The following is a 22948-nucleotide window of genomic DNA, read 5'->3' on the forward strand; positions in this document are numbered from 1 at the left end:
GTTCCGGGGGATTCGAACCGAACGTGAGCGGAAAGCGAGAAACAATGAAGCCCAGAACGGCGGGCATTGCACTGCTGGCGACGACCTTGGGTCTGGCGCTGAGCGGGTGCGGTAGCGACGACAACACCGGCGGATCGACCGGCGCCGCCGCGGGGCCTGCAGGGTCCGCCGAGTGCGCCGGGAAGAACACCCTGACCGCCGAGGGGTCCACGGCGCAGCAGAACGCGATCGCGGTGTTCAACCAGGTGTGGGGCAACCAGTGCCCGGGCAAGAACCTGTCCTACAACCCGACCGGATCCGGTGCGGGCCGCGAACAGTTCATCGCCGGACACGTCGATTTCGCCGGATCCGATTCGCCGCTGAGCGAGGCCCAGGTCGCCCAGGCGGCGGACCGGTGCGGCGGCGGCAACCCGGCGTGGCACCTGCCGCTGGTCTTCGGCCCGGTCAGCATGGCCTACCACCTCGACGGAGTCGAGCACCTGGTGCTCAACGCCGACGTACTGGCGCGGATCTTCACCGGAACGATCACCAGCTGGAACGACCCCGCCCTGGTCGCTCTGAACCCGGGAGTGGAACTGCCGGCGACGGCCATCACGCCGATCTACCGGTCGGACTCCTCAGGCACCACCGACAACTTCCAGAAGTACCTCAGTGCCGCCGCCCCGCAGAGCTGGACCAAGGGCGAGGGCAGCGAATTCCAGGGCGGTGTCGGTGAGGGCGCGCAGAAGTCCGCCGGGGTGGTACAGGCGGTACAGAGCACACCCGGCGCGATCGGCTACGTCGAGAAGGGCTTCGCCGACCAGGCGAACCTTCGGTCCGCGATGATCGACTCCGGCGCCGGAGTGGTCGCCGCGACCGACGAGGCGGCCGGTGTCGCCATCCAATCGGCCGGCTTCGTCTCCGAAGAGGGCAACGATATGCGGCTGGACCTGAAGTCCCTCTACGGCACCAGGCAACCGGCCGCCTACCCGCTAGTCTTGGTGACCTATGAGATCGTCTGCTCCAAAGGCTACGACCCGGACACGTCGGCGGCCGTGAAATCCTTCCTGAAGACGGCGTCGACCAGCGGCCAGGACGACTTGTCCGGTGCGGGATACGTTCGGCTGCCGGATCAGTTCCAGCGGCGTCTGAGCGCTGCGATCGACGCGATTCAGTAGCCGCCGTGCCGCACTCGAGGGGAGGTGTCTAGCGTCGCCGAACCGTTTCCTACCACGTCGTCGGGGTCGGCCAAGCCTTCCGGCTCATCCGGACAACCGGTGATCCCGGCGGCGACGCGTTCCGCCGGAAGTCGCATCCCCGACCAGGTGTTCCGCTTGGTCGCCCAGGGCTCCGGTGTGTTGATCATCGCGTTGATCACGGCCGTCGGCGGATTCCTGCTGCTGCGGGCGATACCGGCGTTGCGGCGCAATCGGGAGAACTTCTTCACCTACGCCGGTAACTGGGTCACCACTGACACCTCGGCCATGCACTTCGGCATCGCCGAGATGCTGCGGGTGACGGTGTTCGTCTCGGTGTTCGCCCTGCTGATCGCCATGCCGGTGGCACTGGGGGTCGCCGTCTACCTCGCCGAATACGCCCCCCGACGGCTCGTCGGACCTCTCGCCTACATGGTCGAACTCCTTGCCGCCGTGCCGTCGATCATCTACGGGGCGTGGGGGTTGTACGTGCTGGCTCCGCAGCTGCGGACCGCCGCGGAGTGGCTCAACGAGAATCTCGGCGGGTTCTTCCTGTTCGCGACCGGCAACGCATCGGTAGCCGGCGGCGGCACCATCTTCACCGGCGGGATCGTGCTGGCGGTGATGATCCTGCCGATCATCACCGCGGTCACGCGCGAGGTGCTGGCCCAGACGCCGCGCGGCCAGATCGAGGCAGCGCTGGCGCTGGGAGCGACCCGGTGGGAAGTGGTCAAGACAGTGATGCTGCCGTTCGGGCGGTCCGGATACATCAGCGCGGCGATGCTGGGCCTGGGGCGTGCACTCGGTGAGACGGTGGCGTTGCTGATCATCCTGCGGGCCACCCAGAAGGCGTTCAACTGGTCATTGTTCGACGGCGGGTCCACGTTCGCCACCAAAATCGCTGCCACCGCATCGGAGTTCAACGACCAGTACAAGGCCGGCGCCTACATCGCGGCCGGGCTGGTGCTGTTCGTGCTGACGCTGGTGGTCAACGCGCTGGCGCGCGCGGCCATCACGAAGAAGGTGCACTGATGACCGCCCTGCTGGACCGACCGGTCAAGGAGCGCACGTTCGCGACGGTCGGCCTGCGGCGCCGGGTGGCCAACGCCATCGCGACGGTGCTGGTCACCGTCGCGATGGGAGTGGCGCTGGTCCCGCTGGTGTGGGTGATGTACTCGGTGATCGAACACGGGTTCGCCGCGATCAGCTCCAGCGGGTGGTGGACGCACTCGCAGGCCGGCATGACGGCGTTCGCCGCCGGGGGCGGGGCCTACCACGCGATCGTCGGGACGCTGCTGCAGGGGCTGGTGTGCGCGGCGCTCTCGATCCCGCTCGGCATCTTCGTGGCGATCTACCTCGTCGAATACGGTGCCGGGACCCGGCTCGGCAAGCTCGCGACCTTCATGGTCGACATCTTGACCGGGGTGCCGTCGATCGTGGCAGCGTTGTTCATCTACGCCCTGTGGGTGGCCACCCTCGGATTTCACCGCTCCGGTTTTGCGGTGTCGTTGTCGTTGGTACTGCTGATGGTGCCGGTGATCGTGCGGGCGACCGAGGAGATGCTCCGGATCATTCCGGTGGACCTGCGTGAGGCCAGCTACGCGCTGGGCGCGCCGAAGTGGAAGACCATCACCAGCATCGTGATCCCGACCGCGCTGTCGGGGATCGTCACCGGGATTCTGCTGGCGCTGGCGCGGGTGATGGGCGAGACGGCGCCGCTGCTGATCCTGGTCGGCTATTCGCAGGCGATGAACTTCGACATGTTCCACGGCTTCATGGGGTCGTTGCCGGGAATGATGTACGACCAGACATCGGCGGGCGCGGGCACCAGCGCCGTTCCCACCGACCGGCTCTGGGGTGCCGCGCTGACGCTCATCATCCTGATCGCGGTGCTCAACATCGCGGCCAGGTTCGGAGCGCGCCTCTTCGCGCCCAAGAAGTTCTAGTCTGTCGGCACACCGGCGCGCGAGCGGTGGGCGTGAGGTTTCAATGAGATTTAGGAGAGCTGCACGGTGGCGAAAAGGTTGGACCTGACCGACCTCAACATCTATTACGGGTCGTTCCACGCTGTTGCCGACGTGACGCTCTCGGTCGCGCCGCGCAGTGTGACCGCCTTCATCGGTCCGTCCGGATGCGGCAAGTCGACGGTGCTGCGCACCCTCAACCGGATGCACGAGATCACCCCGGGGGCCCGCATCGAGGGTTCGGTGCTGCTCGACGGTGAGAACATCTACCGGCCCGGAATCGACCCGGTGGGCGTGCGAAAGGCCGTCGGTATGGTGTTTCAGCGTCCGAATCCGTTCCCCACCATGTCGATTCGCGACAACGTGGTGGCCGGGCTGAAACTTCAGGGCATCCGCAACCGCCGGACGCTCGACGAGACCGCCGAGTTCTCGCTGCGCGGCGCCAACCTGTGGAACGAGGTCAAAGACCGGCTGGACAGGCCCGGCGGCGGCCTGTCCGGCGGCCAGCAGCAGCGACTGTGCATCGCCCGCGCCATCGCGGTGCAACCCGACGTGCTGTTGATGGACGAGCCGTGTTCGGCTCTGGACCCGATCTCGACGATGGCCATCGAAGAGCTGATAGCTCAGCTCAAGCAGGAATACACCATCGTCATCGTCACCCATAACATGCAGCAGGCGGCGCGGGTCAGTGATCAGACGGCGTTCTTCAACCTGGCCGACGTCGGCAAGCCGGGCCGGCTGATCGAGATCGACGGCACCGAGAAGATCTTCTCCAACCCGAGCCGCAAGGAGACCGAGGACTACATCTCCGGGCGCTTCGGCTAGCCGGTCGTCACAGTGGGCGCACCCTATCCGGGCGGAGGCAGCGTGTTCTCGTCCGGGAACTTGCCGGTGGCCTGGAAGATCACCCGACGCGCCACCTCCACGGCGTGGTCGGCGAACCGCTCGTAGAACCGGCCGAGCAACGTGACGTCGACGGCCGCCGCGACTCCGTGCCGCCATTCCTTGTCCATCATCACCGAGAACAGATGCCGGTGCAGGTCGTCCATCGCGTCGTCTTCCTCGCGAATCCGGGCGGCCTTCTCCGGGTCGCGCGACAGCAGCACCTCCTGCGCGCTGTTGCCCAGATCAACAGCCACCCGGCCCATCTCGGCGAAGTATCCATTGACCTCTTCGGGGAGTGCGTGTTGCGGATGCCTGCGGCGGGCGATCTTGGCGACGTGCAGCGCCAGCGCGCCCATCCGGTCGATGTCGGCGACCATCTGGATGGAGCTGACGATGGCCCGCAGGTCCCCGGCGACCGGCGCCTGCAACGCCAGCAGCACGAAGGCGCTCTCCTCGGCGCGGGCGCTCATCGAGGCGATCTTCTCGTGGTCGGTGATCACCCGCTCGGCCACCACCAGGTCGGCCTGCAGCAGGGCCTGAGTGGCACGTTCCATGGCGATCCCGGCCAGGCCGCACATCGTGCCGAGCTGTTCGGCCAAGTCCGAGAGTTGCTCGTGATAGGCGGTTCGCATGCCCTCAAGACTAACCCGGGGGGTGCTCGATGACCGCGCGACGGCGACTGCCCCGGCGATTACTCGCAGGTGGTGTCGGCCGCGTTGGTGACCGTCAGGTCGGCGGGCAGCTCGGTCGGCTCGACGCTGGCGCCGCGGTTGAGCTGGACGTTGACCTGGGAGCCGCTGGCGGCCGGCCTGGTGACGCTTCGGAAATCGGAGCCCAGCACGACGCGCACGATGCTGCCCAACCCGGTGACCCGCTCGATCGGCGCGCCCGACAGTGCCGAGGACACGGTGGCGGCGGCCTGCTCGTTGCCGGGGGAGAACAGCACCTTGGTGGCCTTGACCGTACCCGGATAGTCGTCGGCGCTGTCGACGTCGAAGCCCCAGTGCTGCAGCTCTTCGGAGGTGGAGGCGGCCAGACCGGACACCTCGGTGGCATTCGAGACCCGCACGTTGACGTCGACGGGGGAGGTGGTGACCGCCCGCACCTGCTCGATGCTCGGCTTGGGGGCCGGGCCGACCGGAGTCGCCGACGCCTGGGCGGGCTGGGTGGTGGGGCTGGTGGTCGAGACCGACGTGGCGTTGTGGTCGTTCTCGCCGGGCAGCGGATCGTCGTTGATGATGGCGTCGAACAGTGCCCGCATGTCATCCATCCGCGGGACCTCGTCGCCGTTCTCGTCGGTCTCACTGGTCGGAACGGTCACGAAGGTGATGTGTCCGGCGGCCACCTTCTGCAGCGACTGCCCGAGGTTCACCAGATCCTTGGTCTTGACGTTGTCCACGTAGCTGTCGCCGATGAACATGTTGACCACGTTGTTGAGCTTGGTCGGCGAGAAGAAGGTGTTCGTGGAGATCAGCGAGCGCAACAGGGACGACAGGAACAACTGCTGGCGTTTGATCCGGCCGTAGTCGCCGTTGTCCTCGGTGGTGACATTGCGGGCCCGCACATAGTTCAACGCGGTCGCACCGTTGACCCGCTGCCGGCCGCTGTTGGCCAGCACGCTGCCCAGTTCGAGGTCGTAGAGCGGGCTGGTGGTGCACACCTCGACGCCGCCCAGGGCGTCAACCATCTTGCCGAAACCGACGAAGTCGACGGCCATGAACCGGTTGACCGCCAGCCCGGAGAGCTTCTGGATCTCCTTGACCAGACACTTCGGCCCGCCGAAGGCATACGTCGAGTTCAGCTTCGTCTCGGTGTAGACGGTCTCATCGCTGTAGCTGCCGGAGTCCGCGTCGTAGATCGGGCCGTAGGCGCCGGTCGCGGCATTCCAGACCTCACACTGAATCGGCGTGATCGCCAGATCGCGCGGGAACGACACCACCACCACGCGTTTACGGTTGGCCGGGATGTTGACCAGCATGATGGTGTCGGATCGAGCGCCCTCGGCGTCCTCGGTGCTTCCGGCGCCGATCTGGCTGTTGGCCCCGGCGCGGGTGTCCGCGCCCACGATCAGGAAGTTCTCATCGCCGTACTGGCCGGCCGCGTCGAGGATGTCGTGCGAGTCGGGGTCCAGCGCGCTGACATGGTTGAGGCTACGGTTCTTCGTCGCGCTCCACTGCCAGGCCGAACCGGTCAGCACCAGGGCCAGGACGGCCATCATGGCCGCCACCATCCGGCCGGCCACCATCGCCCCGCGGTGGCTCCTGTGCGGGTGCGGCTCGTGGGTTGCGTCGTCGGTCTGCCCCGGGGGGTCGATGCGTACCGGCGGTATCTCGCGCGCCACGTCCGGAAGTTCGGTGGTGGGCTCGAACCCGACCCAGTCGGCCCAGTCGGGCTCGTCGGCGCGGGTGGGCTGCGTGCCGTGAATCAGGTCGAGGTCGGGCAGTTCCGACGGGTAGGCCACCTCCGCTATGTCGGCGCTGAAGCCCGCCGCGTCGGTGGCCTCGAAGGCTTCGAAGGCCGGTGGGTCCACGACTTCGAAGTCCGGCGAGGATTCGGCCTGTGGCTCGGGCGTGGGTACGGGCTCTATCGCCGCTATGGTTTCGGCGGCCGCCTCCGGGGCACCTACGGGCTCCGGGGCACCTACGGGCTCCGGGGCGGCGCGGCGCCGCCTGCGGCCGCCGGAGGGGGGAACGCCGCCGTTGACCTTGGCGATCAGGTCGGCGACGGTCACCGAACCGTCACCGCCGTTGCGGCGGCGAGACGGAGCCGAACGGCGGGGAGTCGGAGCGGGGGTCTGCCAACGCTCCCATGGCGCGGGTCCGGGCGGCGTCATCGTCATCAACTGATGGTCACCGTCATCCCGGCCCTGTCCGGGCCAGCGGCCAGGAGTGGCGTTGTCGCCGTCACTCATGTCCTCACGGGCCTCCGAGTCTTCGGGACTGACGGGCGTCGATCGCCGGTCAGCGCGGCACGGATGATCACCGTTGATGCTCCGTACCTGTTCCGCCCCCGCAGGGACAACCCCACCTGGGGCAATAAGTTACTTAGTCTACTGAGAAGTTTCCAGACACGCGATGTCGAGAACGTCTCATTTCAGCCACCCGAGTGCATAATGTCAGCCCCGACCGGCACCGCACAGTCATCCGGATCGGCCAGCCACCCCTCCGGGAGAGTGACCTTGGCCGGTGAGCCCTGCCGGCCGCGCGGCCCGGTCGCGGCCGCCGGGAACGGGATCGACCCGTCGAGCTGCTCCAGCAGCGTGTCGAGTTCGGACAGCGTCGTGACCATGGCCAGCTCCCGCCGCAACTGCGAACCGGCGGGGAAACCATGCAGGTACCAGGCGACATGCTTGCGGATCTCCCGCATGCCCTTTTCCTCACCGAAATGCGACGCCAGCAGCTCGCCGTGGCGGCGGATGATGTCGGCGACTTCGCCCAGGGTGGGCGGGGTGGGCGCCGGGCGGCCGGCGAAGGCCGCCGACAACTCGGCGAACAGCCAGGGGCGCCCCAGGCAGCCCCGGCCGATGACGACGCCATCGCAGCCGGTGGCAGCCATCATGGCCAGGGCGTCACCGGCTTCGAAGATGTCACCGTTGCCGAGTACCGGAATCGAGCGCACCTGGGCTTTGAGCTGGGCGATCTGCTCCCAATCGGCTGTGCCGGAGTAGCGCTGTGCCGCGGTTCGGGCGTGCAGGGCCACCGCGGCGGCGCCCTCGGACTCGGCGATACGCCCGGCGTCGAGGTGGGTGTGGGTGGCCTCGTCGATCCCGATCCGGAATTTCACGGTCACCGGGATACCCGAGTTGCCAGCTCCTCTTACCGCCGCCGCGACAATGTTGCCGAACAGCCGGCGCTTGTAGGGCAGCGCCGATCCGCCGCCGAGGCGGGTCACCTTGGGCACCGGGCAGCCGAAGTTCATGTCGATGTGATCGGCCAGGCCTTCGTCGGCGATCATCTTGGCCGCGGTGTAGGTGGTGTCGGGGTCGACGGTGTAGAGCTGCAGCGAGCGCGGGGACTCGTCCGGGGCGAACGTCGTCATGTGCAGGGTGGCCGGGTGGCGCTCGACGAGCGCGCGGGCGGTCACCATCTCGCACACGTAGAGCCCGCTGACCGTTCCGGTCCGAGACCGTTCCAGCTCGCGACAGAGCGTGCGGAATGCGACGTTGGTCACACCTGCCATCGGGGCCAGCACCACAGGGCTGGCGAGCGGCAGTGAACCGATGCGCAATGCGCGCTGAACGTCGGTGCCGGCGGCCAGCAGGCTGCCGCCGTGGCCTACGGCGCCGATGGCTCCAGCACCTTCTTGGCGGCGCGCTTCTCGGCCACCTTGGCCTCCCGCTCGAGCCGGCGCTGCTTGGCCACCTCGAACTTCTCGCACGTCTCTTCCAGGTCGGCGACGATCTTGCCGACCTCTTCCTGGTAGCGGGCCGCTTCGCCGCTGAAGTCCCGTTCGAGGATGCGCCACTTCTTCAGCACCGGCATCACCACGTCGTCGAGGTGGATGCGCGGGTCGTAGACGCCGCCGACGGCGATGATCACCGCCTTGCGGCGGAATTCGGGCACCACGTAGCCGGGCATCTGGAAGTTGGCCAACACCCGGTGCAGGGAGTACATCGCCTGTTCCGGCGCGATGTCGAACCCGGCCGCGCTGATGTCGCGGTAGAAGATCATGTGCAGGTTCTCGTCGGCCGAGACGCGGGCCAGCAGCTGATCGGCGACCGGGTCGTTGCAGGCGCGGCCGGTGTTGCGGTGTGAGATCCGGGTGGCCAGCTCTTGGAAGGTCACGTAGACGACCGAGTCGAACAGGCTCTGGGCGAACAAGTCGCCGGAGACCTGGTGATTCTGCCCGGGGCTGAAGCCGCGGTTGACGGTCTCCATCCGCAGGGTCTCCAGCTCGATCGGGTCGCAGTTGCGGGTGACGACGAGGTAGTCGCGCAGGGCGATGCCGTGCCGGTTCTCCTCGGCGGTCCACCGGTTCACCCAGGTGCCCCAGGGGGCGTCCATGGTGAAGTTCATCGCGATCTCGCGGTGATACGAGGGCAGGTTGTCCTCGGTCAGCAGGTTCTGGATCATCGCGGTGCGGGCGACCTCGGACAGCTTTGACTGCTCGGGGTCCCAGTCCTGGCCGCCGAGGGCGTAGTAGTTCTTGCCCTCCGACCACGGGACGTAGTCGTGGGGATTCCAGTCCTTGGTCATGGAGAAGTGGCGGTTGACCGCGTTCTCGACGACCGGCTCGAGTTCGTGCAGCAACTCCAGGTCGGTCCACTCACGCGTCATAACAGCTCCTGGGTATCTGTGTCCGCTAGTTGCAGGCAATATATCTGTGTATGTCGGTAGCAGCAAGTTAGCCGGGCCGTGTTGTGCTACATCTTTTCGGCCCGGCCGGTGTTGAGCAGCATGTCGACGCAGAAGTCGATAAATTGCGTCCGGCTGGCCGCGAGCCGCCCGTTGAGATAGGCGCTGAACAGGGCGGTGAGCGCCCCGATCAACCCGGTTGCCACCATGTTCTGGAGCACCGGGTCGCCGATTCGGGTCAGCTTGCGCTGGAGCATCTCGATGAAGTTCGGCATCCATTGCGCACCGGAGTGGGTCAGGACCGGCTCGGTCCCCGGGGCCAGCAGCAGCACCCGCCCGCGCACCGGGTCGTCGACCATCAAAGCGACGAAGCCTTCCACGGCTTCTCGCGGCGTATGGGCCGACAGCAGTGCCGCCATGGCGCGCGTGCACACGTCGTCATATACGGCGCGCACGAATTCGTCACGGTCGGTGAAGCTTTCGTAGAAATAGCGTTCCGTCAGCGCAGCCGCGCGGCAGACCGACCGGATGGTCAGCGTGGGTCCGTTTTCGTCGCCGAGCAGTTGTACGCCGGCGGCGATGAATTCGTCTCGACGCAGGGCCTGACGATCTTCCAGTGGGACCCCGGACCAACGGCCCCGGCGTTGACCGGACGGCACTTCAATCTCCTAAGGGTCCAATTTGACACCGATCGTAACGCCGGTCCACCTCCCGGTGCGCGGTGTTGCCGCCGCTGCCGGGCCTGACGACCTGCGGGTGCCCGCCTGGTGCCGCAGCCGGGGCGACCTGCGGGGCCCGGCACGGGGACGGCTCGACGGGTTAGTCCAGACAATAAAACCGCCGGGCCGGCGGGTCGTGCCCTTGACTGGGTCCACCGTGCTGCGGAATAGTGTTCTTCAGAACGAAGAATGCCGTATGTTGTCCGGACAAATCCGCATACCCGGTGTCGAAGGCTTCCTGGGAGCTGCGGATCTGCTGCCTGTGCCAGGAGAAAGCGGGTCATGGCGGATCACTCCAGCCTCCTGAGCCACGTGGACCTCTTGGGCCTTGAAGGCCGTGTCATCGTGGTGTCGGGCGCCGGCGGTGGCGGTATCGGTACGACGATCACCGCGATGGCCGCACGCGCCGGAGCCACCGTGATCGCGGTGAGCCGCTCGGTCCAGAACCTCGATGAGCACATCGCGCCACTGGCCGCCGAGGGCCTGTCGGTGTTGCCGGTGGTCGCCGACGCCGCCACCGACGAGGGCGTAGCCGCCGTGCTCGATGCGGCGCGCCACGCCGACGGACAGCTCTACGGGCTGGTCAATGTCGCCGGCGGAGCCGCGCCGTCGACATGGATGCCCGCTACCCGGGTGGCCCGCTCCGACTGGCGGGAGATCTTCGCGCACAACCTGGAGACCGCGTTCTTCATGAGCCGAGCGGTCGCCGCCGAACTGGTGACCCAGCAGCGCCCGGGCTCGATCGTGTCGATCTCCTCGATCAGTGGGATCAACACCGCGCCGTTCCACATCGCCTACGGCACCGCCAAGGGCGCCGTCGTCGCGATGACCCGCACCATGGCGCTCGAGTTGGCGGCGGTCGGGATCCGGGTCAACGCGGTGGCCCCGGGCGTCACCGAGACGGCGGCGTCCGGCGCCTACGTCGAGGCGGACCCCGATCGCGACCGGCGGGCGATCGCGATGGGGCGCCGGGGACGGCCCGAGGAGCAGGCCGGGCCGATCCTGTTTCTGCTGTCCGATCTCTCCAGCTACATCACCGGCCAGACACTGCTGGTCGACGGCGGGCTCAACCTGAAGTGGAGCCACCTCGCCGACGACAACACCTCACTGTTCCTCAAGGACGAAACCTTCCGCGCGGCAATCAGGAGGATGTGATGACCGATCCGGTCCAGAACGCGGATACGGCCGAAGAACTGTCGCAGCCGATGACGATCGGCGTCGAGGCCTACACCTGCCCGGAGTACGCCCGTGCCGAACGAGACAAGCTGTGGCGCAAGGTGTGGCAGCAGGCCGGCCGGGTCGAGGACCTGCCGGAGGTGGGCAGTTACCTCACCTACGACATCCTCGACGACTCGATCATCGTCGTCCGCACCGGACCGGACGCCTTTCATGCCCACCACAACGTCTGCATGCACCGCGGCCGCCGACTGGTCGACACACCCGCCGGGGCGAAGAACGCCTGCGCGCGCACCCGCAAGTCGTTCGTCTGCGGCTTCCACGGCTGGACCTACGGGTTGGACGGGGCCTGCACCCACATTCGCGAACAGGACGACTGGCAGGGCGCGCTGACACCCGAGAACACCCACCTGCGGCCGGTGCGCGTCGACACCTGGGGCGGCTGGGTCTGGATCAACATGGACCCGGACTGCGAACCGCTGGCCGACTACCTGTTTCCCGCAGCCAAGATCCTCGAACCGTTCGGCCTGGAGAACATGCGCTACAAGTGGCGCCGGTGGCTGGAATTCGACTGCAACTGGAAGGTCGCCATGGAGGCCTTCAACGAGACCTACCACGTCTATACGACCCACCCGGAGTTCAACAAGTTCGGTGAATTCAAGGGCTGGGCCAAAGTCCAGGGCAAACACAGCAACATCGGCTACGACGCTCCCGAGGATCTGGAGACGACCAAGTCCAAGATCCGGCTGGGAATCGGCGACGACCCCCGGGTGTCGACCGCGGAGATGCAGATCTACACCATGGAGGAGACCAACGCCACCACCACGATGACCCTGGTGAACGCCGCCAAGCGGCTGGTCGACGAGCTTCCCGAGGGCACCCCGGCCGACAAGGTCCTCGAACACTGGCTGGCCTCGGCGCGCCGCGACGACGAAGCCCGCGGCGTCATCTGGCCGACGATCCCGGCCGACGTGCTCGGCCAGGCCGGCACCGCATGGCAGATCTTCCCGAACTTCCAGATCGGCCAGGGGCTGACCAGTGCGCTGTGCTACAGCGCCCGGCCGCATCCCAGCTACAACCCCGACAAGTGCATCTTCGAGGTCTCGGTGTTCGAGCTCTTCGGAAAAGGCGAAGAGCCGCAGACGCAGTGGGAGTACACCCCGGTGGGCGATCCGGGTTGGCGCTCGGTTCTGCCGCAGGATTTCTCCAACATGGCCGCGGTCCAGCAGGGGATGAAATCCCTTGGCTACCAAGGCGCAAGGCCCAACCCCTACCGGGAGCGAGCCATCGTCAACCTGCACAACCAGCTGGCGAAGTACATGGGCGACGGCGCACCCGAGCAGATCCCGACAGGAAGCGAGCGATGACGGACTGCCTGCCCACCCAGACCCCCGACGACTTTGACATCGAAGCGCTGCGGGAGAAGTACGCCGCCGAGCGGGCCAAACGCGTCCGCGCCGACGGCTCCGGGCAGTACCTCGAACTCAAGGATGACTTCGTGGAGTTCGCCGAGGTTGACCCGCAGACCGCGGTGACTCCGCGGGAACCCATCGACGCCGACATCGAAGTCGTGGTCCTCGGCGGAGGCATCGCCGGTCTGCTGGCCGGCGCCTACCTGAAGAAGGCCGGCGTGGCCGATGTGCGGGTCATCGAGATGGCCGGCGACTTCGGCGGCGTCTGGTACTGGAACCGCTTCCCCGGAATCCAGTGCGACAACGACGCCTACTGCTATATCCCGATGCTCGAAGAGCTCGATTTCATCCCGTCCAAGAAGTTCGCCGACGGCGCCGAGATATTCCAGCATTGCCAGAACATTGGGAAGCACTTCGGTCTTTACGACGGGGCGATCTTCTCGACCCAGGTGCGCAGTGTCCGCTGGGACGAGGAGATCAACCGCTGGCGGCTGACGACGAACCGGGGCGACGACTTGCGGGCGCGTTTCGTGGTGATGGCGCAGGGCTCCTACAACCGGCCCAAGCTGCCCGGCATCGCGGGCATCAAGGACTTCATGAACGCGGGCGGCCACGTCTTCCACTCGGCCCGCTGGGATTACGACTACACCGGCGGCGACGCCAACGGTGGCTTGGACAAGCTGGCCGACAAGCGCGTGGCGCTGGTCGGCACCGGGGCGACCGGTGTGCAGCTGGTCCCGCACCTGGGTCGGGATGCCGAGGCGCTCTACGTTTTCCAGCGCACGCCGTCCTCGGTGGACTTCCGCGGCAACGAGCCCACCGACCCGCAATGGGCCGCGTCGCTGCAGCCGGGGTGGCAGGCCGAACGCAAGCGCAACTTTCATCGCTGGTCACCGTTCGAAGGCGTGGTCTTCGACGCCCCCGACATGGTGTGCGACTTCTGGACCGAGTTGGGTCGCAACCTGACCGCCCGCATCGGCGCCAGTCCCGACCCGACGGCCCTGGGCGTCGAGGAGATCATGGCGATGCGGGAGGAAGAGGACTACAAGATCATGGAGCGGCTGCGCCGCCGCATCGACGACATCGTCGAGGATCCGCAGACCGCCGAGGCGCTCAAGCCGTACTACCGGTTCATGTGCAAGCGCCCGACCTCCAGCGACACCTACCTGCCCGCATTCAATCGGCCCAACGTCACCCTGGTCGATGTGGCCGAATCCAAGGGTGTTGAAAAGCTCACCGCGAAAGGCGTTGTCGCGGGCGGCGTCGAGTACGAGGTCGACTGCGTGATCTTCGCCAGTGGTTTCGAGATCTCCACGGAGATCAGCCGTCGGTACGCGATCGATGTCATCGAGGGACGCGACGGGGTATCGCTGTTCGACCACTGGCGCGACGGGTTCCAAACCCTGCATGGGATGACCAGCCGCGGGTTCCCCAACCAGTTCCACACCGGTTTCATCCAGGGCGGCGTGTCTGCCAACACCACCGCGATGTTCGAGCAGCAGGCCGAGCACATCGCCTACATCATCGCCGAGGCTCTCAAACGGGGAGCATCGGTCGTCGAGCCCAGTCAGGAGGGTCAGGACGCCTGGGTCAACACCATCCGGGAGTTGGCATTCGACAATTCGGCGTTCGACTTGTCTTGCACACCCGGCTATTACAACAACGAGGGCCGTGGATTCGGCGACGCCAGCCGCTCGTTCCTGGGCGAGGTGTACTCCCCGGGCTTCTACGCCTTCGATGATCTGTTGAAGCAGTGGCGCGAGGCGGGCGACCTCAAAGGTATGGAGCTGCAGTGACATCGACGACGAGAGTCACGTTGCCGACCCGGGACCTCACCGAGCGCATCGGAACCGAGATCCTCGCCGATAAGGGGGCGCTGCTGTCCGGTGCCCACGCCGGCGCCATCAGGGGGCTGCTGGAGCAGCGCGGGGTTCTGGTGTTCCCGCAGATAGGGTTCACCGAGGCCGAACAGGTCGCCTTCACCGAAACGCTGGGCACGCTGGCGCCCGAGCGTGACGGCGCTGCCGTCTATGACGTCACACTGGACACCAGCGTCAACAAGCAGGCCGATTACCTCAAAGGCTCCTTCTACTGGCACCTGGACGGCACGATGAACCAGGTGCCGATCCTCGCGTCGCTGCTGTCCAGCAAGGTGCTGCCGGCCGGCGGCGGCGGTGACACCGAGTTCTGCAACACCTATGCCGCCTACGACGAGCTGTCCGAACACGACAAGCAGCAGCTGGATTCGCTGCGGGCGATGCACTCGGCGTGGAACTCGCTGTTGTACTACGACCCGGAGCCGGAAGCGGCTACGCTGCAACAGATGATGGCGATCGGCCAGTGCGAGCTGCCGCTGGTCTGGACGCACCGTTCCGGGCGCAAATCGCTGATCCTCGGCTGCACCGCCAGCCACATTCTCGGGATGGAATACTCCCAGAGCACCGAAACCCTGGTGCGACTGCGCGACTGGGCCACCCAACCGCAGTTCGTCTACCGGCACCAGTGGTCCGTCGGTGACCTGGTGATGTGGGACAACACCGGCACGATGCACCGGGCCCGCCCGTACGATCCGGCTTCCGGCCGGATGCTCCACCGGACCAAGCTCGCCGGTGAGGAACCCTTCGCTTGAGCAGACCTCGCGAGCTCAGGTTCGACGGCCGGGTCGCCGTCGTGACCGGTGCCGGGCGCGGATTGGGGCGCGCCTATGCGCACCTGCTCGCGGCGCGGGGGGCCAGCGTCGTGGTCAACGACACCGGGGCCGACCTCACCGGCGACGGCGTGCGGGTCGAGGCGGCCGAGCAGGTGGCCGAGGCGATCCGGGCGGCCGGCGGCGACGCGGTCGCCTGCACCGCGTCGGTCGCGACACCGCAGGGCGGGCAGGACATCATCGCCGCCGCGCTCGAGCGCTACGGCCGGCTCGACATCGTGATCCACAACGCCGGAAACGTCCGGCGCGCCTCGCTGCGGGACATGACTCCGGCGGATTTCGATGCGGTGCTGGACGTACACCTGCGCGGAGCTTTCCATGTCGTGCGGGCTGCCTTCCCGGTCATGTGCGATGCGGGCTACGGTCGCATTGTGTTGACCTCGTCGATCGGCGGCCTGTACGGCAACTCCGGTGTGGCCAACTATGCGGCTGCCAAGGCGGGCGTGATCGGGCTGAGCAACGTCGCGGCACTGGAGGGCGCACCTGCCGGTGTGATGTGCAATGTCGTCGTGCCTGCCGCGGTGACCAGGATGGCCGAGGGTATCGACACCTCGGGCTATCCGCCGATGGAACCGGAACTTGTAGCGCCCGTGGTGGGTTGGCTGGCGCACGAATCCTGTTCGGTCACCGGCGATGTGCTGATCGCGCTGGCGGGCCGGGTGGCCCGGGCGGTGGTGGCCGAAAGCCCCGGCGTCTACCAGCCGTCGTGGACCATCGACGAGGTCGGCGAACGGATCGGGGAGATCCGGGATATCCGGGCACCGGTGGTCTTCTCGGTGGTGCCGGACGGTCATGCCGACCACATCCGATACAGCTTCGGGATGACCCAGACAGACAGAACCCAGTAGTCCCCACCTAGTCCAAGGAGTGTTGTGATGCGCGAATACACCCAGTTCTACATCGACGGCCGATGGGTGGATCCCGTTGAGCTCAGGACACTTGACGTCGAGAACCCGGCCACCGAGCAGGTCGCCGGGAAAATCGCGCTCGGCTCGGCGGCTGATGTCGATCACGCCGTCGCCGCGGCCCGGCGAGCGTTCGCCGGCTGGTCGCAGAGCAGCCGCGCCGAACGGCTGGATCTGCTGCAGTCGATTCTCGCCGAATACCAGCGGCGTAGTGGCGATCTGGCTGACGCGGTCAGCGACGAGATCGGAGCTCCGCCGGCGCTGGCTGCCGGGGCGCAGGTGCAGCTGGGCATCGGCCATATGCTGACTGCGATCGACGCACTGAAGAACTTCCCGTTCGAAGAGCAACGCGGCGACACCCTGGTGGTGCGCGAGCCGATCGGGGTCTGCGGTCTGATCACGCCGTGGAACTGGCCGCTGAACCAGATCGCGGTGAAGGTCTACCCGGCGTTGGCGACCGGCTGCACCATGGTCTTGAAACCATCCGAGGTCGCGCCTTTCTCGGCCTACATCTTCACCGAGATCATGGCTGCCGCAGGCGTTCCGGCCGGCGTCTACAACATGGTCAACGGCGACGGCCCCGGGGTGGGGGTGGCGCTGTCCCAGCATGCGGGCGTCGACATGGTGTCGTTCACCGGTTCCACCCGCGCCGGCGTCGCGGTAGCCGAGAACGCCGCTCCGACCGTGAAGCGGGTGACCCAGGAACTCGGCGGCAAGAGCGCCAACATCGTGCTCGACGACGACGCGTTCGTCGACAGTGTCACCGCCGGGGTGTCGACCATGATGGTCAACTCCGGGCAGAGCTGTAACGCGCCGTCACGGATGCTGGTGCCGAACTCGCGGATGGACGAGGCCATCGCCATCGCGCATGCGGTAGCCGAGCAGGTCAAGGTGGGTGACACCACCGATGCGAAAGCCATCGGCCCGGTGGCGTCGGGGGCGCAGTTCACCAAGGTGCAGGGCCTGATCGAGCAGGGCATCGCCGAGGGCGCGACGGTCGCGGCCGGCGGCGCCGGCCGGCCGGCCGGGCTGGACACCGGGTACTACGTCAAGCCGACGGTCTTCGCCCGCGTCGACAACAAGATGACGATCGCGCGGGAGGAGATCTTCGGCCCGGTGCTGTGCATCCTGGGCTACGACGACCTCGACGAGGCCGTCGAGATCGCCAACGACACCGATTACGGTCTGGCCGGTTATGTCTCGGGCGCCGACCTGGACGTCGCGCGGGGAATCGCCCGCCGTATCCGGGCCGGCTGGGTGGCGATCAACCACGCCTTCGACATGAACGCACCGTTCGGCGGTTACAAGCGCAGCGGCAACGGGCGTGAGTGGAGCGACGCGGGATTCCACGAGTACCTCGAGACCAAGAGCACGTTGGGGTACGGGGCCGCCGGCTGAGGGCGGGGTGGGGTGGTCATGCCCGATTACGCGTGACTATTCATAGTGCACGGTGATCGAACCGCCTTCCGGCACAGCCTGGCAGGTCAGGATGTAGCCGTCGGCGACCTCGTCGTCCTCCAGGGCCTTGTTGACGATCATCGTCGCGCAACCCTCGCTGACGTGCGCGATGCAGGTTCCGCAGTTGCCGGCCTCGCAGGAGAACGGCGGTGCCAATCCGGCCCGGCGGGCGCTGTCCAGCAGGGTCTCCCCGGCGACCCGCGGCACCGCCGCCTTCTTGCGCCCGAGGTGAATCGTGACCGTCCCGCTCACCTCGGCCGTGGCGGCCGCAGCCGGCTGGGGTTTCGGTGTCTCGGCAGCGGTGCCCGCCGCGTCGAAGTCCTCGACGAACAGCCGGCCCGGGCCGGGCCAGGCCGTGCGAACGACCGCCATGAATCCCACCGGACCGCACAGGTAGCAGTCGGCCCCGGTGTCCGCGCCGACGAACGCGGTGACGGCGGCCGCGTCGAGGAGGCCGTCGGTGGCATCGCGATGCCGCTGCACCGACAGCCGGCCGGGATACCGGGCGGCGAGGTCGGCCAGCGCGTCGTCGAAGATCGCCGCCGCGGCGTCCCGGTCGGCGCAGAGCAGTCGCACGGTGCGGTCGGTGGTGGCCAGCGCGCTCTTGGCCAGCGACAGGATGGGCGTGATCCCACTGCCGCCGGAGAAGCCCAGCAGCGGTGCGTCCGAAGCGTCCAGGCAGAAGGTCCCCGCCGCGCGGGTCATGGTCAACTCATCGCCTTCGGCGAGGTTGTCCAGCAACCAATTCGACACCTTCCCGCCGGGAACACGCTTGACCGTGGTCATCAGCTCGGTGTCGGTCTCCGGGGCGCTCGACATGGAGTAGGACCGGTACAGCTCCTCGCCGTCCACCGTCACCTGGAACGTCGAGTACTGACCGGCCCGGTAGGGAAAGGCTCCCTCATGCGGCGCGAGCACGAATGTGTACGCGTCGGCAGTCTCCTTGACGATGCGGGTCACGGTCGCCCGCTGGAATACGTGAGTGACCGCCACGACCACCCCTTCCGGTTTGCGTTCTTCGTTACAGAGAATACTATTCTCTCAAACCGATAGGATCTTCTCAAATGTTCTCTGGATCGCCTGGGTCATCCACCGCGGTGCTCGCGTTCGAGGACCGGCAGTTGCCGCTGCCGGAACTCGCCGAGCGGGCGGACGCGCTGGCAGCCGCCCTGGCCGCCGACGGTGTGACTGCCGGCGATCGGGTGGCGCTGATGGCGTCGAACCGGCCGGAGTTCGTTGTCGCGGTGTACGCCATATGGCGACTCGGGGCCGTGGTCGCCCTGCTCAGCCCGGCCTGGAAGCGCGATGAGGTGGCGCACGCGCTGGCGCTGTCCGCACCCCGATACGCGCTCGGCGACCATCCGGTGCTGGCCGAGCTGATGCCGATGCGGCACCTGGATGAGCCGGTACCCCCCGGCGCGCCGGTCGGTGCCCCGCCGGCCGGAGCGGCAGCTGTCGAAGCCGACGCACTGCTGGTGTTCAGCTCCGGCACCACCGGCTTGCCCAAGGCGGTGCGGCACACGCACGCCTCGCTGGCCGCCGGGGTGCGGCACTGGCGGGATGCGCTGGGTTTGACCGCCGACGACCGGATCCAGGTCGTGACCCCGCCGTCACACATCCTCGGCCTGCTCAACATCCTGACCGCGCTGAGCGTCGGGGCGCGGGTGCGCCTGCATCGTCGGTTCGACATCGAGGTGATGCTGGCAACGATCGCCGAGGACCGGATCACCGTGGAGATGGCGGTGGCGCCGATCGCGCTGGCCATCGCCGGGCATCCGGACCTGGAGTCGTTCGATCTGTCGTCGCTGCGTTTCATCATGTGGGGCGCGACGCCCGTCACCGCAGCCGTCGCCGCGGAGGTCACCCGGCGCACCGGAATCCGATGGGTACCGGCCTACGGCACCAGCGAACTTCCGGTGCTCGCCTGCAGTCCGACCGACCGTGCCGGCCTGGACGGCTCGGTTCTGCACACCGTCGGGCGGCCGGTGCCCGGGGTCGAGCTGCAGGTGGTCGACATGGAGACCGGCGCGCCGCTGCCGCCCGGCGTTCCCGGTGAGATCCGCGCCCGTTCCGACTCGCTGATGGCCGGCTACCTGCCGGCTGAGGCGACGTCAGAAGTGCTGCGCGACGGATGGTTTCACACCGGCGACGTCGGCGTCCTCGATGCCGACGGGCGGCTACGGATCACCGACCGCTGCAAGGAGATGATCAAGGTGCGCGGCTTCCAGGTCGCCCCCGCCGAGATCGAGGCGGTACTGCACGAGCATCCGGCCGTCGCGGACTGCGGAGTGTTCGGGGTACCCGACGCCAACGACGGGGAGGCCGTCGTCGCGGCCGTCGCATTGCGCGCACCGGTCGAGGAGGCCGAGCTCACGGCGCTGGTGGGTGATCGGCTCGCGTCCTACAAGCGACTCAGCCGGGTGGTGGTCGTCCCCGAGATTCCCCGGCTGCCGTCCGGAAAGCTGTTGCGTCGACTACTGAAGGAGCGCCTATGGATGTCCGGCTGAATGCCGAGCAGCGACAACTGCGGGATGCCGCAGCCAAGCTCGCCGACGACCTGGGGCCGGGCTCGGTCGCCGAACTCGACGATGCCGATCGGGTGGCCCGCCTGGAAAAGACTGTCGCCCAAACCGGTTGGCGCTCGCTGCGCTCGGACGGGGCGTCGGGGGTGGAGGTGGCGATCGTTGCCGAGGAGTTCGGGCGCGGCCTGGTCGACGTGCCATTCCTGGGGCCGGTGCTCGCCGACGATCTGGGCCGGCACGTGGCGCTTGGCGCTGGACCGGCCACGGTCGCGTTCAACGAGATCGCGATCGACGCCCGCGGCGCCGCGCTGGCCGCGACGGTGCGCGAAGGCGCGGTGCTGACCGCCCCGGTCGGGGCGGTGCGCGACGGCGCCGACCTGACCCGAACCGGAGCCGAGCTGGCCGGCGCGCTGCAGCAGGCCGGCGAGCTCGGCGCCGAGAGCGCTCAGCGCTGGCAGGCGTTGACGCTGGCGGCGACCTCCGCCGATCTGGTCGGCACCGCACGCGGGGCACACGCATTGGCGTGCGACTACGCCAAGATCCGGGAGCAGTACGGCAAACCCATCGGCAGCCATCAGGCCATCGCCCATCTGCTCGCCGAGGGATTGGCGCTGATCGAGGGCTCGGTGAGCGTGTTGCGGCACTCCGCCTGGGCGGTGGACGAAGCCGGGGCGGCCGACGCGGTGCGCGCCGCTCGCATCGCCAAGATCTATTGCGCCCGCACCGCCCGCACGGTCTGCGAGACCGCGATCCAAGTGCACGGCGGTATCGGCAACACCTGGGAATGCCTGGCGCACGTGTACCTGCGCCGTGCACTGACCTCGACCGGCCTGTGGCCCGTGACGATCAGGGAGATCGCTGATGGACTTTCGTGATTCACCCGCCGAAGCCGACTTCCGCGGCCGGCTTCGGGCCTGGCTGACCGAGCGGGCCGGCAGCTTCCCCGCCGCCGGCGGCGACGAGTACTGGGCGAAGCAGGGGGAATGGCATCAGGCCCTCTACGGCGCCGGATTCTTCGGGGTGTCCTGGCCGCGCGAATACGGCGGCCAAGAGCTGCCGCCGGTTTATGACGTGATCGTCGACGAGGAGCTGGCGGCCGCCGGTGCCCCGCCGCGGCCGAGCCTGGGCTATCTGGTCGTGGGTCTGGGCCGCCACGCCGGCAAAGAACTGCAGCAACGATTCCTGCCCGGGATGATCGACGGCACGCAGCGCTGGTGTCAGGGTTTCTCCGAGCCCGGTGCCGGATCGGACCTGGCGTCGCTGACCACGACCGCGACCCGTGACGGCGACGACTATGTCATTCACGGGCACAAGATCTGGACCAGCTACTCCGACGTCGCGGACTGGTGTCTGCTGCTGGCCCGTACCGACAAGGACGCCCCGAGGCACCGCGGTATCTCGGCGTTCATCATCTCCATGCACCAGCCCGGCATCTCCCAGCGGCCGCTGCAGATGATCAACGGTGTCACCACCGAATTCGGGCAGGTGCTGTTCGACGGTGCGACGGTTCCGGCGAGTCAGATGGTCGGCGCGCCGGGGGAGGGCTGGGCGCTGGCGATGACGGTCGTCGGACATGAGCGCGAGCCGTCGACCCTGGGGTACTCCGCCCGCTACGGCAAGTTGGTCCGCCAGATGGCGGGGCGTGTCGACCGGGCGGGTGCCGACGTTCCGGAGGAATTGGCTTGGGCGGCAGTGGAAACCGAGATGCTGCGGTTGCATGTGCGTCGGCGGCTCTCCGAGCAGCTCGACGGGCTCTCGCACGGTCCGGAGGGTTCGCTGGACAAGTTGCTGATGACCTGGGTGGAGCAGTCGGTGGGCCACGCCGCGCTGGCCGCCGGCGGTGTCGACGACCCCGACCTGCTCAGCGCCTACCTCTACAGCCGCGCCCAGAGTGTGATGGGCGGGACCTCGCAGATTCAGAAGAACATCATTGCCGGCCGAATCCTGGGATTGGGAGTCTGACATGTACGACATACCTGCTGAGATCGACGTGCGCGCCGATGGTCCGCTGCGGATCATCACGCTCAATCGACCGGACGCGCTCAATGCGGTCAACGACGCCCTGCACACCGGTTTGGCGAAACTGTGGCCGCAGCTGGAGGAGGATCGCGATGCCCGGGCGGCGGTGCTGACCGGGAGCGGGCGGGCATTTTCGGCCGGTGGCGACTTCGCCTACCTCGACGAGCTGCGCCGCAATGAGAAGCTGCGGGCCAAGACGATTCTGCACGGCCGTGAGATCGTGTTGGGTATGGCGCGTTGCCGCACCCCGGTCGTCGCCGCGGTCAACGGGCCCGCGGTCGGGTTGGGTTGCAGCCTGGTGGCGCTCAGCGACATCGTCTACATGGCCGAATCCGCCTATCTCGCCGATCCGCACGTGCAGGTGGGCCTGGTCGCCGCCGACGGGGGTCCGCTGACCTGGCCGCTGCAGATGAGCCTGCTGCTGGCCAAGGAGTACGCGCTGACCGGAGCGCGGATCCCCGCGACGCGGGCGGTGGAGCTCGGCTTGGCCAACCACGTCGTGGAAGACCCACTGGCCGAAGCGATCTCGTGCGCCAAACGCATCGCTGAGCTGCCGCGTCAGGCGGTCGAGAGCACCAAGCGGCTGCTCAACATCCATTTGGAGCGCTCGGTGCTGGCCACCCTGGATTTTGCGAACATGGCCGAAGACCAGTCGTTCAAGACCGAGGACTTCAACAACATCATCGATCGGCTCACCGCGAATAAGAACTGA

At 67.5% G+C, this 22948-nt stretch carries 19 protein-coding genes and 1 pseudogene; 14 read left to right on the forward strand and 6 right to left on the reverse strand.

Features of this window, described 5'->3' with window-relative positions:
• The first annotated feature begins 44 nt into the window (after positions 1–44).
• The 4 genes from pstS to pstB all read left to right on the forward strand — a co-directional run bounded on the left by pstS (position 45) and on the right by pstB (position 3964).
• The gene (gene pstS / locus G6N23_RS02675) at positions 45–1157 is read left to right on the forward strand and encodes a phosphate ABC transporter substrate-binding protein PstS (RefSeq protein WP_085261645.1); all 1113 of its coding nucleotides are present in this window, start codon (positions 45–47) and stop codon (positions 1155–1157) included.
• Positions 1158–1181: 24 nt separating this feature from the next.
• Complete coding sequence (gene pstC / locus G6N23_RS02680) at positions 1182–2207, forward strand: phosphate ABC transporter permease subunit PstC (protein ID WP_179961151.1); 1026 nt, start codon at positions 1182–1184, stop codon at positions 2205–2207.
• Positions 2207–3121 (forward strand): phosphate ABC transporter permease PstA, encoded by a 915-nt coding sequence (gene pstA, locus G6N23_RS02685; protein WP_085261646.1) that lies wholly within the window; start codon positions 2207–2209, stop codon positions 3119–3121. The genes pstC and pstA overlap by 1 nt, the downstream gene beginning before the upstream one ends.
• Positions 3122–3187: 66 nt before the next feature.
• A complete protein-coding gene (gene pstB / locus G6N23_RS02690) occupies positions 3188–3964 on the forward strand; it encodes a phosphate ABC transporter ATP-binding protein PstB (protein WP_085261647.1) in 777 nt (258 codons plus the stop codon).
• Between the two features lie 23 nt (positions 3965–3987).
• Here pstB and phoU read toward each other — a convergent pair whose 3' ends face one another.
• The 5 genes from phoU to G6N23_RS02715 form a co-directional block, all read right to left on the reverse strand.
• Positions 3988–4656 carry a phosphate signaling complex protein PhoU gene (gene phoU / locus G6N23_RS02695; RefSeq protein WP_085261648.1) on the reverse strand — a complete coding sequence of 223 codons (669 nt, stop codon included), beginning with the start codon at positions 4654–4656 and terminating at the stop codon, positions 3988–3990.
• 59 nt (positions 4657–4715) lie between these two features.
• The gene (locus tag G6N23_RS02700; RefSeq protein ID WP_085261649.1) at positions 4716–6935 is read right to left on the reverse strand and encodes an LCP family protein; all 2220 of its coding nucleotides are present in this window, start codon (positions 6933–6935) and stop codon (positions 4716–4718) included.
• A 182-nt stretch (positions 6936–7117) separates the two neighbouring features.
• On the reverse strand, positions 7118–8284 hold the full coding sequence (gene dusB, locus G6N23_RS02705; protein ID WP_264070939.1) for a tRNA dihydrouridine synthase DusB: 1167 nt from the start codon (positions 8282–8284) through the stop codon (positions 7118–7120).
• Between the two features lie 14 nt (positions 8285–8298).
• Entirely contained in the window at positions 8299–9300 is a 1002-nt protein-coding gene (locus G6N23_RS02710) for an acyl-ACP desaturase (RefSeq protein WP_085261651.1), read from the reverse strand.
• Positions 9301–9386: 86 nt separating this feature from the next.
• A complete protein-coding gene (locus tag G6N23_RS02715) occupies positions 9387–9977 on the reverse strand; it encodes a TetR/AcrR family transcriptional regulator (RefSeq protein WP_085261652.1) in 591 nt (196 codons plus the stop codon).
• A gap of 342 nt (positions 9978–10319) precedes the next feature.
• Between G6N23_RS02715 and G6N23_RS02720 the strand changes: the two genes are divergently transcribed.
• From G6N23_RS02720 to G6N23_RS02745, 6 genes are read left to right on the forward strand one after another with little or no spacing between them, the layout of a single operon-like run.
• Positions 10320–11192 carry an SDR family NAD(P)-dependent oxidoreductase gene (locus G6N23_RS02720; RefSeq protein ID WP_085261653.1) on the forward strand — a complete coding sequence of 291 codons (873 nt, stop codon included), beginning with the start codon at positions 10320–10322 and terminating at the stop codon, positions 11190–11192.
• A complete protein-coding gene (locus tag G6N23_RS02725) occupies positions 11192–12580 on the forward strand; it encodes an aromatic ring-hydroxylating oxygenase subunit alpha (protein ID WP_085261654.1) in 1389 nt (462 codons plus the stop codon). Before G6N23_RS02720 ends, G6N23_RS02725 begins: the two co-directional genes overlap by 1 nt.
• The gene (locus G6N23_RS02730) at positions 12577–14421 is read left to right on the forward strand and encodes a flavin-containing monooxygenase (protein WP_085261655.1); all 1845 of its coding nucleotides are present in this window, start codon (positions 12577–12579) and stop codon (positions 14419–14421) included. Before G6N23_RS02725 ends, G6N23_RS02730 begins: the two co-directional genes overlap by 4 nt.
• Positions 14418–15254, forward strand: coding sequence for a TauD/TfdA dioxygenase family protein (locus tag G6N23_RS02735; RefSeq protein ID WP_085261656.1), 837 nt, complete (start codon positions 14418–14420; stop codon positions 15252–15254). The genes G6N23_RS02730 and G6N23_RS02735 overlap by 4 nt, the downstream gene beginning before the upstream one ends.
• Positions 15251–16180, forward strand: a complete 930-nt coding sequence (locus G6N23_RS02740; RefSeq protein WP_085261657.1) for an SDR family NAD(P)-dependent oxidoreductase — start codon at positions 15251–15253, stop codon at positions 16178–16180. The genes G6N23_RS02735 and G6N23_RS02740 overlap by 4 nt, the downstream gene beginning before the upstream one ends.
• A 27-nt stretch (positions 16181–16207) precedes the next feature.
• Positions 16208–17635: an aldehyde dehydrogenase family protein gene (locus G6N23_RS02745; protein ID WP_085261658.1), complete on the forward strand. Its 1428-nt coding sequence runs from the start codon at positions 16208–16210 to the stop codon at positions 17633–17635.
• A gap of 36 nt (positions 17636–17671) precedes the next feature.
• Here G6N23_RS02745 and G6N23_RS02750 read toward each other — a convergent pair whose 3' ends face one another.
• Positions 17672–18688 carry a flavin reductase family protein gene (locus G6N23_RS02750; RefSeq protein WP_085261859.1) on the reverse strand — a complete coding sequence of 339 codons (1017 nt, stop codon included), beginning with the start codon at positions 18686–18688 and terminating at the stop codon, positions 17672–17674.
• 71 nt (positions 18689–18759) lie between these two features.
• Between G6N23_RS02750 and G6N23_RS02755 the strand changes: the two are divergent.
• The 4 genes and pseudogenes from G6N23_RS02755 to G6N23_RS02770 all read left to right on the forward strand — a co-directional run.
• Positions 18760–20203, forward strand: a pseudogene (locus tag G6N23_RS02755) (class I adenylate-forming enzyme family protein); the annotation flags it as partial.
• A complete protein-coding gene (locus G6N23_RS02760; protein WP_085261660.1) occupies positions 20187–21092 on the forward strand; it encodes an acyl-CoA dehydrogenase family protein in 906 nt (301 codons plus the stop codon). The pseudogene G6N23_RS02755 and the gene G6N23_RS02760, both read left to right, overlap by 17 nt.
• Positions 21079–22179 carry an acyl-CoA dehydrogenase family protein gene (locus tag G6N23_RS02765; RefSeq protein ID WP_085261661.1) on the forward strand — a complete coding sequence of 367 codons (1101 nt, stop codon included), beginning with the start codon at positions 21079–21081 and terminating at the stop codon, positions 22177–22179. The genes G6N23_RS02760 and G6N23_RS02765 overlap by 14 nt, the downstream gene beginning before the upstream one ends.
• 1 nt (position 22180) lies before the next feature.
• Complete coding sequence (locus tag G6N23_RS02770; RefSeq protein WP_085261662.1) at positions 22181–22948, forward strand: enoyl-CoA hydratase/isomerase family protein; 768 nt, start codon at positions 22181–22183, stop codon at positions 22946–22948.

This window comes from Mycolicibacter terrae, from assembly GCF_010727125.1.
Lineage (GTDB): Bacteria > Actinomycetota > Actinomycetes > Mycobacteriales > Mycobacteriaceae > Mycobacterium > Mycobacterium terrae.

What these genes read in the sequence shown, in the direction of transcription:
- pstA (WP_085261646.1), top strand. Translation starts at nt 2,207, where the DNA reads ATGACCGCCCTGCTGGACCGACCGGTCAAGGAGCGCACGTTCGCGACG.
- G6N23_RS02700 (WP_085261649.1), bottom strand. Translation starts at nt 6,935, where the DNA reads ATGAGTGACGGCGACAACGCCACTCCTGGCCGCTGGCCCGGACAGGGC.
- G6N23_RS02730 (WP_085261655.1), top strand. Translation starts at nt 12,577, where the DNA reads ATGACGGACTGCCTGCCCACCCAGACCCCCGACGACTTTGACATCGAA.
- pstS (WP_085261645.1), top strand. Translation starts at nt 45, where the DNA reads ATGAAGCCCAGAACGGCGGGCATTGCACTGCTGGCGACGACCTTGGGT.
- phoU (WP_085261648.1), bottom strand. Translation starts at nt 4,656, where the DNA reads ATGCGAACCGCCTATCACGAGCAACTCTCGGACTTGGCCGAACAGCTC.
- G6N23_RS02770 (WP_085261662.1), top strand. Translation starts at nt 22,181, where the DNA reads ATGTACGACATACCTGCTGAGATCGACGTGCGCGCCGATGGTCCGCTG.
- G6N23_RS02745 (WP_085261658.1), top strand. Translation starts at nt 16,208, where the DNA reads ATGCGCGAATACACCCAGTTCTACATCGACGGCCGATGGGTGGATCCC.
- G6N23_RS02725 (WP_085261654.1), top strand. Translation starts at nt 11,192, where the DNA reads ATGACCGATCCGGTCCAGAACGCGGATACGGCCGAAGAACTGTCGCAG.
- G6N23_RS02760 (WP_085261660.1), top strand. Translation starts at nt 20,187, where the DNA reads ATGGATGTCCGGCTGAATGCCGAGCAGCGACAACTGCGGGATGCCGCA.
- G6N23_RS02710 (WP_085261651.1), bottom strand. Translation starts at nt 9,300, where the DNA reads ATGACGCGTGAGTGGACCGACCTGGAGTTGCTGCACGAACTCGAGCCG.
- G6N23_RS02720 (WP_085261653.1), top strand. Translation starts at nt 10,320, where the DNA reads ATGGCGGATCACTCCAGCCTCCTGAGCCACGTGGACCTCTTGGGCCTT.
- G6N23_RS02765 (WP_085261661.1), top strand. Translation starts at nt 21,079, where the DNA reads ATGGACTTTCGTGATTCACCCGCCGAAGCCGACTTCCGCGGCCGGCTT.